Genomic DNA, 10,070 nt, shown 5'->3' with positions numbered 1-10,070 from the left:
TATCAAAGTAATTACAACTTGAATTTGACTTTCCCCAAGATCATCTCCGTTGTGAGTTCCTTTCAATTTGGTATATTTATCAAAGTAATTACAACTTTTCGAATAAATAAACCAAAGGCGCTGTGGTTGTGAGTTCCTTTCAATTTGGTATATTTATCAAAGTAATTACAACTTCAAATGTTTCGATTTTCTTTTGATTTACGTTGTGAGTTCCTTTCAATTTGGTATATTTATCAAAGTAATTACAACTTGAAAAAAGAGCAACGTTTACTAGAAGCTGTTGTGAGTTCCTTTCAATTTGGTATATTTATCAAAGTAATTACAACGCAGCGCGGACGGCATCGACATTCCGGCCCGTTGTGAGTTCCTTTCAATTTGGTATATTTATCAAAGTAATTACAACCATTCTAAACGGTAATTATAGCGACAATACGTTGTGAGTTCCTTTCAATTTGGTATATTTATCAAAGTAATTACAACTAATTGTGCCTTTAATCTATAATGCTTCAAGTTGTGAGTTCCTTTCAATTTGGTATATTTATCAAAGTAATTACAACGAAGTAAAAACTGATTTAGATGTAGAATCTGTTGTGAGTTCCTTTCAATTTGGTATATTTATCAAAGTAATTACAACATCTGAATTAGATGAATTGTATAAGATTTTGTTGTGAGTTCCTTTCAATTTGGTATATTTATCAAAGTAATTACAACGAGATACCTTGTCAGCTTCATTAATTGCTAGTTGTGAGTTCCTTTCAATTTGGTATATTTATCAAAGTAATTACAACTCTAACGCCAGCAATTACAGAAGAATTTTAGTTGTGAGTTCCTTTCAATTTGGTATATTTATCAAAGTAATTACAACAACGACAAGTTAAATGCAACTGCCAAAACGGTTGTGAGTTCCTTTCAATTTGGTATATTTATCAAAGTAATTACAACCAATGAAATAAACATAAAAGACGAACAATAGTTGTGAGTTCCTTTCAATTTGGTATATTTATCAAAGTAATTACAACTGGTTGAATATTTAATATATCTCCTTCTCCGTTGTGAGTTCCTTTCAATTTGGTATATTTATCAAAGTAATTACAACTAGATTTAAACAAAAGTCAATTAAAAGAATGTTGTGAGTTCCTTTCAATTTGGTATATTTATCAAAGTAATTACAACGAGAGGGGCCGGGGGTGAGGGGCTTTACCTGTTGTGAGTTCCTTTCAATTTGGTATATTTATCAAAGTAATTACAACAATTTGTATTCCGTAAACGTGTACTTTTTCGTTGTGAGTTCCTTTCAATTTGGTATATTTATCAAAGTAATTACAACTGTTTTAAGTAAATATTAAAACCATATTCAGTTGTGAGTTCCTTTCAATTTGGTATATTTATCAAAGTAATTACAACTAAACACTACACTACCACCATAACCATCTGTTGTGAGTTCCTTTCAATTTGGTATATTTATCAAAGTAATTACAACTTTAGTTGAATTTGGCACGCGTGAATAAGCGTTGTGAGTTCCTTTCAATTTGGTATATTTATCAAAGTAATTACAACAATTTATTTTCTTGGATTGGGAGCTTTAGGGTTGTGAGTTCCTTTCAATTTGGTATATTTATCAAAGTAATTACAACTTCTTGTATTTCCTTATCTCTGGTATTGCTGTTGTGAGTTCCTTTCAATTTGGTATATTTATCAAAGTAATTACAACGTTAGCGTTTATTCATTCACTAACTTTGTAGTTGTGAGTTCCTTTCAATTTGGTATATTTATCAAAGTAATTACAACACTACATAATAGATAGTCATTCTTTTTCTGTTGTGAGTTCCTTTCAATTTGGTATATTTATCAAAGTAATTACAACTAATTCTCAATACGCAAACTTAATTGGATAGTTGTGAGTTCCTTTCAATTTGGTATATTTATCAAAGTAATTACAACATTGATTTGTTTAGCTAGTTGACATTGAGCGTTGTGAGTTCCTTTCAATTTGGTATATTTATCAAAGTAATTACAACGCATTCAAGGATAAAATAAAAGAGATTTCTGTTGTGAGTTCCTTTCAATTTGGTATATTTATCAAAGTAATTACAACCCTTCTATTAATATTTCTGCTTTGCCCTATGTTGTGAGTTCCTTTCAATTTGGTATATTTATCAAAGTAATTACAACAGATTCTATTAAAGTTGAAATCCAAAATTAGTTGTGAGTTCCTTTCAATTTGGTATATTTATCAAAGTAATTACAACATTTAATGAGAAATAATTGGAATGATTTTAGTTGTGAGTTCCTTTCAATTTGGTATATTTATCAAAGTAATTACAACTTTTGTGTTGTGCTTGACGTTGGATTTCTAGTTGTGAGTTCCTTTCAATTTGGTATATTTATCAAAGTAATTACAACATTACATGTTAACATTTAAATCGTAGCCTAGTTGTGAGTTCCTTTCAATTTGGTATATTTATCAAAGTAATTACAACTCGCTCTTATCTCGTTAAAAAATACACTACGTTGTGAGTTCCTTTCAATTTGGTATATTTATCAAAGTAATTACAACTGTTTTGGTGAAATCTTTACAGGTTGCAACGTTGTGAGTTCCTTTCAATTTGGTATATTTATCAAAGTAATTACAACGAAACAAAATCGCGCGCCATATCAATAGTAGTTGTGAGTTCCTTTCAATTTGGTATATTTATCAAAGTAATTACAACAAAAAATGTTTACCTTTGTTTCAGATAAAAGTTGTGAGTTCCTTTCAATTTGGTATATTTATCAAAGTAATTACAACGATTCTACGTTACACTCCACAACAATTAAAGTTGTGAGTTCCTTTCAATTTGGTATATTTATCAAAGTAATTACAACAAGTACCAAAAAATCCATATTATTCCCATTGTTGTGAGTTCCTTTCAATTTGGTATATTTATCAAAGTAATTACAACAAAAAATTAAAAGCATTAGAAATTGTATGTGTTGTGAGTTCCTTTCAATTTGGTATATTTATCAAAGTAATTACAACTTATGGAACGTCGAGGACATACAGAAGGAAGTTGTGAGTTCCTTTCAATTTGGTATATTTATCAAAGTAATTACAACGTTATAACCAACAACGTCACCTAACCTAGAGTTGTGAGTTCCTTTCAATTTGGTATATTTATCAAAGTAATTACAACATTAATTCTAAAATCTACATAAGCATCTATGTTGTGAGTTCCTTTCAATTTGGTATATTTATCAAAGTAATTACAACCAATGACTTTGCTAATGATGTTGTTTTAGAGTTGTGAGTTCCTTTCAATTTGGTATATTTATCAAAGTAATTACAACTTTTATCTGCATAATCATCTCGCGCATCTTGTTGTGAGTTCCTTTCAATTTGGTATATTTATCAAAGTAATTACAACGGTACATTTTTAGACGAACTTAGATGTTGCGTTGTGAGTTCCTTTCAATTTGGTATATTTATCAAAGTAATTACAACCTCATTTTTATTATCCTTTGTTTTAAAGGGTTTGAGAAGAAAAGTAGAAATGAGAAAAAAAGTAAAAACCGATAGAATACATATTATTCTATCGGTTTTTTTATTTCTAAAACAATTCTAATTGTTGGGGTCCTGTGGGTAAATTAGTTTCTTTTTTTGAAAAGAAGATCTCCATTTGTCCAAATTGTTTATCGGTAATACAAATAATTCCTACTTTCCCATATTCAGGTAATTTAGATTTGACGCGTTTTATATGTACCTCAGCATTCTCTTTACTTGGGCAATGCCGCAAATAAATCGAAAACTGAAACATTGCAAAACCATCGTCAAGCAATTCTTTTCGAAATCTTGTTGCCTGACTTCGTTGTTTCTTTGTTTCGGTTGGTAAATCGAATAAAACTAAAACCCACATAATTCGATATGCATTATAACGACTAAAACTCATACCATTTCAGGAAAACGAATCATACGCTGCTCCCCTGTCATACACTTATACAACGAACTTGTTGTAGAACTTAGCGCAACCAACAAAGGTCGTTTTAGTCCATCCATCATCACATCTTTTGTTGCAATCGATAACAAATGCGCTTTGGCTTCTTTATTCATTTCTGTTGGTCGAAATGGTTTATTTATCCATTCTAATACCAACTCGTCAACATAAGGACGATAAGGCTCCATTATATCGTCAGCCAAACAATAGGGATTGTATTTATTACGGTGAAAAATTCCTATCGTTGGATTAAGACCACTACTCACCAATGCTCTTGCAACCATACTTCGAAGAATAGCATATCCAAAATTCAAAAAATTATTAGGCACATCTCCGTCACGTTCTCTTGTAAAATTATCAAACAGTTGTTTCCAATAATACTGCGCTGCAATCCCTTCCATATTCGTCGTATCTCCAGATTTTACATTGGTTAAATAATTTTGCATCGGCTCTTCTACAAATCCCAATTTACTTAGCAATGCTTTTTGCTGAAATATCTTTGCCTCTACAGTTTGTTTCCATAATTGTTTACGGAGAGGCTCCGAAATGTTGATTTGATGCTTTAAACGTTCGCTATGCAAAACATGACCACTCATTGGCAACATCAATCCCAAAGGCAAATGACTCTCATCACAACTAATAATGGCAACATTATTTTGTTGCAACGCAAGTATCAATTGATGACTCAACGTAATTTGATAATGATCCAATACCAAAAATCCCATATCCTCAACAGAAACAGAACCTTTGACTTCTTTTGTAATCGTATCCTCTATTTTCAGTTGATTATCCTTCAGCTTTAAATAGGACGGACTGCCAATGTAAATGGTGCGTTTTAGCATAGTTTAAATAAATGGATTAATTATTCTTATTTTTTTTTCAAATATTTGATTATGTTGCATATCTCTTGAATATAAAATTGAACAATCATTCAGGATTGCATCGGCAATTATAATCGAATCCTTAAGAGAAATTCTATATCGTTTCACAATAAAATAAGCTAAATTATAAGTCTCCATATAACAATAATTAGTTCTTATTATCCCTAAAGATTCTATTATAAGTTTCAAAGTTTCACGTTTATCCATTTTAGAAATTGTATGTATAATGTGTATAAATTCAATTAATACAAAATGCGATACTACTAGATTTTCATTCATAAATAAATCAATAGACTTATTTTTTAGTCCCAAATTATCATTCTGAAAAGCATAAACTAAAATATTTGTATCTATAGCTTTTTTACATTCTTCTTTTATAAAATAATTCTTCAAGTTTTGATGATTTAGAAATTAAATTACCTAATCTATCAAATTCTATTTTTTTAATCAAATCTTTCTCTTTCGTCAGTTCAATTTTATTCAATTGAGTATATTCAATTTTATTTACAATTACAGAAGATACAAAATGTGGTATTACATATAAGCGCCCTCCTGTAAAACTCACCACTTTGTAAACATCTTTACTATTTATATCTCCATCTTTAGGTATAACAACCAAATCATTTGGAGATAAGTGAAATAATAAACGATGTCCTTTATCATTGATTTCTGAAACTGGCGAAAGTCCTTGTTTTTGACGTTCTATCACTAAATTTAAAGGAATAGTATTGTAACTGCGTTTACCTGCTTTATCTTCATAAATTCCAAAAAATAAGTTTGTTCCCTTCGCTGCCTCAACAAACTTCTTTGTTTTATTGCCTGTTTCACCTAAAGGAAATTTACTTCCTTGTTCAAAAACGCGCACTTTAAGAATAGGTTGATGATTTTTACCTTCATTATAAAGAGAAATTGTTTTATTCATTTCTTCTATTCCTTCGGGAGAAAAAGCAACTTCAGGACTTCCTTTTGCCTTTAAATAATTCAATAATATTTTCTGAATTCCAGTATCGGTAATGGATTGAATTGTCTTTTCATTAAATGTTGTATCTAAAGATTTACGCGTAGCAGAAAGAATTTTACCTTTCGCAACCTTCACTCGGTCTAAATGTACTTGCCCAGAAACAGTTTCTTTATGCAATGGTTTTCTAACCGCCCAATTCATACCCTTTTGTTCTACAAAATCCTTTTTAGGCTTCCCATTTTTATCAAAACGCAAATTACCATTTTCGTCTTTATAACTTTCGTAATAGTTGGTTGCTTTATTAATAACACGTGTATTTTGTTTAAAACTCACTACAATATTTTCTAATGCATTTTTTGCTTCTATTGTAAATTGAGTCCAAGGTTTTAAGAAATCTTTTGGAACTTCACGAGTTATTTGTTCTCCTGTTTTTTGATCCTTATAGGTTACTTTTTCATAAACACGAAGCTTACGATTCAGATCATATCTTTTGGTTTCAGATTTTGCCGATTCATTATTTAATAAATTAACATGATCACGCGTTGCACAAGCAATTACCAAAGCATCCATAGCGTGATGTCTATGATCGATACGCTTTTTTGAAAAACCTTTTGATAATTCTATAGGAACCGTCGGAATTACTTTTCCATTTGTATTTGTTGAAGTAAAATCAGTAGAATTCGTTAACTCATTCATTCGCTCAAAACGTGGTAAAATCAATTCATTCCAAACGTCATTTAATCCCCAATCTTGTTTTAGGCGAGTCGTAATTTTACCATTTCCAGGTAATACATTAATTGAATTTATTCCATCATCTTTTGAATCTGGCGTAACATCACGCACAATATTAGACAGTAATTGACTGATATATTTGCTTATATAACGTGTATCATTCAGTTGACGTTCAATCATTTTTTCTGGAATATCTTCCATCAACAATTTATTACGTTTTGTTCTGTTCTTACTATAATTTTGCTTCACAAAATCCTCATAATCTTGCACTTCAAGAATTTTTACGGTTTTCCCATTTCCTAACGGAACAACTTCTCCGTGATATGCTTTAATGAAGGCTAAACCTATTCGATTGTCTTTTAATTTATTTACAGCCGATTCACAAATAATTTTATTACTCAAACTGTCGTCAAAAAACAAACTTTGCGGGATAATATGCTCGATTTCATATTCGTGGCTAAATAATTTGTTCAGCGGAATCATTTGACCTGTATAAGGTGAACGATAACGTTGCTCTAACCATAATTTATAGCGTTTTAAATCTGAGCTTGAAGGTTGTGCTGTTTTACTTATTTTTAAAATATCTTCCTCTATATTTTCTTCGGCATTTAAAACACCTTCTTCGTAGATTTTTAAAATATCCTGTTGCATCGGCGAATATGGGCGCACATTTTCTACAGTTGCATCCAAGGCTAACTCCGCCAACAATGCTTTAATACGCAAATTGGTATTTTCATTTTCGGTAACTACATTAGTTAAGCGTTTACGTTCATCAGCAGTATTTTTCATTTCACGACCTAATTCAATATGAATTTCTGAAAAGAAATCTTGTGCACCTTTTCCGTATTCTTGCCAAATATCTTTTACAACACGCAAGGTTTCAGTAATAACTTGCTCTACAATAGGATTACGAAGCGAATGCTGTTTAAATTCTTTTAGATAATTTTCTAAATCAGAAACAGAATTCCATTTTCCTGTAATTTCAGCCTCCGAATGACGACCATACGCTACATACTGAGCCAACCAAAGCGGGAGATTTTGAAAATTATTTTCTGTTGTTAAATTAAACTGTTCTGCCTTTTCGCGAACTCTATTTTTAATTTTTTCGTCATATTCTCCAGTTATGATTTTATAAATTCTTTCTTTTGAAATGTTGTCAATAGCATCATAATTCCATTGATTTCCAAATCGCATCAAAGGCAATAATTTCTTAATAGCTTTTTCAGAAAAACTTCCATAATCTGATTTAAACGGTGGAAATTTCTTAAACGATTCTACAAAACTTGCTTCGTCTAATTGATGTTTTAGTGCAAACTTTGCTAAAGCTTTTTCATATTCAATTTTGTCATTTACAGAATAGATAATATGCCACAAAGCCATTTCATTTTCAAACGAAAGAAAATCATTTGGAACATCTTCTACTTTATCTAACTTGGATTGAATTAAATATCTCGTTTCATTCATCGGATATTTTTTATCCTGAACATAATTCCATCGGTATTTTTCCGCTTCTCCTTTTGGAAGTTTGTTTTTGTTGCTTTTTTGTTTCAATAAAAAATCGATAACATGCTTCTGCTCAACTTCCTTTTTACTATTTAAGAAATCAAATAATGCCTCTTTATCTTCTACAGAAGTAATAAATTCAGTAGTAACTTTTGTATCATCTTCATTTCTATAAATTTCTAAATTTTGCAACCATTGCAAGAGACGAAATTCTTGATAATATGGATTCGATTTCGAAATGACTTTTATAGAAAAAACAACACCTTCTTTGGAGATACGTTTTTCTAACGTACAATTAGAAATAGAAGATTTTTGACTTCTTAAAGGACGTTGATAAAAGATGATATCATTTAAAAACAAATGAACAAAATCTTTAGATTCCAACATTTGCTGGTGCTGTTCGTTGTGTTTGTATAATTCACGTACACAATCTTGCAACAATTCTTCGTTTTGTAATTCTGAATGAAACTCTTGTTGTTTTCTAAGAATTTGATTGAGCTCCTCTTTATAAAACTTACGTTCAATCGTACGAACTAACTTTCCTTTAATTTTTTGTTTTGGATTGAGCAATAGATTTTCGTAAATGTAAGTTCCAACTGTTTTATTGGAATTATCAATATCTTGCTCTGTTTTTGATTTTATTGCAATCCAATCTTTTTCAGAATCAACAGCTTTATATGTCCTTTTTATATCACCATTCTTTAAGCATGATTCTGTTACAATGAATTCTTTTGTTTTTCCTACCCAATCTTCGGTTTTTACAATTTGTCTATCATATTTCCAACCATTATCGAAATAAACATCATGTAATATATTTCCCTTGATTTTTTCGCCAGAATCAACAACCTTATCAACTTTTAATTTTACAAATAATTTATCTTTTTCTTCTGCAAAATCTTCACCTCTTAATTGATAATAACCACGTTTTTGATTAAAGTTTAGAATTAACCATGCCAATTCTTCCTTTTCAATCTTTTGCGATAAGGCTTTCTTACGCAAGTAATAAATCGTCCAATCGTAAGGAACCAAACAATTATTTCCGTTTTTGTCTTTTAAAAATTCAGGTTGATTGCTTTTAAAATCTTCCAACATTTCAAGAAAAGACTTTTTAAAGAGAAAATCACCATTCTTATATGGAAGTTTAGGTTCGGCATGATTGATAAACTTTCCAAATCGCTTGGTAAAATCAATTTCATTAGCATAATGCTTTGGTAAAAAACCTAAAATATTTAAAGTGCGATGTAAACGTTCACGACGAAGTAAATGGCGTTCGCGCAAACGACGAACACCACGATAACCTGTACGTTCCGCTGTTTGAGAAATAGAATTCCCTCTACCAAATTCGCCTAAAATATCTTGCGACATAGGTATAATACGAGATCCCATACCAAGTATTTCGCCTTGTTTATTTTCAAAATCTTGCTGTACTAACGCCCAACCAATGGAGTTGGTTCCTAAATCGAGTCCAAGTATAGTTTTAGTCATAAGTTTTTATTTTGCCTATTAAATTACATAAAAAATATTTTATGTAATTACGGTTTCACGTAATTATATATTAATATTTTATTTTTATATTTGTCTTATTGAAAGGAACTCACAATAAGGATTATTCCGTTGTGAAAACATTTAGCGCCTCACCTATCTGTGGGGCTTTTTTTATTTTTCTTATTGTGTAAAACAAAAAACCTCTCTAAAATTGCTTTTAAAGAGGTCATTATTTATACTATTTTGTGTTTTTGTGCTTAAAATAGGAGTTATACAACACTTACTTATGCTATATATAGTTTTACTCGTTGTGCATTTTGATTTATAAATAATAAAGTTGTTCATTTGATTGAAAATCAGTAAATTGTTTTAACTACAAAACGATTTAGAATGAACAACTTACTTGCAAATTACGAAAGAATATTGGAAGTTCTACGAAAAACATCAACAGATACACTTTTAATTTATCAACGTAGAAGACCTAAACTTTTTGATTTAGAACTCATAAGTCTTGTTTTAACAGCTGAATTTATGGGT

4 protein-coding genes, 1 pseudogene and 1 CRISPR repeat array are annotated in these 10,070 nt (G+C 30.3%); of the genes and pseudogenes, 1 reads left to right on the top strand and 4 read right to left on the bottom strand.

Annotation, left to right across the window (positions count from 1 at the left end; translation table 11 throughout):
- Positions 1 to 48: 48 nt before the first annotated feature.
- Positions 49 to 3,481: direct repeats of the CRISPR family, unit length 47 nt; unit sequence GTTGTGAGTTCCTTTCAATTTGGTATATTTATCAAAGTAATTACAAC.
- Positions 3,482 to 3,587: 106 nt separating this feature from the next.
- The 4 genes from cas2 to cas9 are packed head-to-tail and all read right to left on the bottom strand — an operon-like array spanning position 3,588 to position 9,533.
- Complete coding sequence (gene cas2 / locus B3792_RS04880) at positions 3,588 to 3,926, bottom strand: CRISPR-associated endonuclease Cas2 (RefSeq protein ID WP_038330675.1); 339 nt, start codon at positions 3,924 to 3,926, stop codon at positions 3,588 to 3,590.
- Entirely contained in the window at positions 3,923 to 4,813 is an 891-nt protein-coding gene (gene cas1 / locus B3792_RS04875) for a type II CRISPR-associated endonuclease Cas1 (protein WP_038330673.1), read from the bottom strand. Before cas1 ends, cas2 begins: the two co-directional genes overlap by 4 nt.
- A gap of 3 nt (positions 4,814 to 4,816) precedes the next feature.
- Positions 4,817 to 5,245, bottom strand: a complete 429-nt coding sequence (locus B3792_RS04870; protein ID WP_286495473.1) for a PIN domain-containing protein — start codon at positions 5,243 to 5,245, stop codon at positions 4,817 to 4,819.
- Positions 5,214 to 9,533 (bottom strand): type II CRISPR RNA-guided endonuclease Cas9, encoded by a 4,320-nt coding sequence (gene cas9 / locus B3792_RS04865; protein WP_291069007.1) that lies wholly within the window; start codon positions 9,531 to 9,533, stop codon positions 5,214 to 5,216. Before cas9 ends, B3792_RS04870 begins: the two co-directional genes overlap by 32 nt.
- A gap of 390 nt (positions 9,534 to 9,923) precedes the next feature.
- Between cas9 and B3792_RS14185 the strand changes: the two are divergent.
- Positions 9,924 to 10,070, top strand: a pseudogene (locus B3792_RS14185) (IS982 family transposase); the annotation flags it as partial.

This window comes from Empedobacter sp. UBA5924 (assembly GCF_002431085.1).
GTDB lineage: Bacteria > Bacteroidota > Bacteroidia > Flavobacteriales > Weeksellaceae > Empedobacter > Empedobacter falsenii_B.
This window is presented reverse-complemented; position numbering and strand designations above follow the sequence as displayed.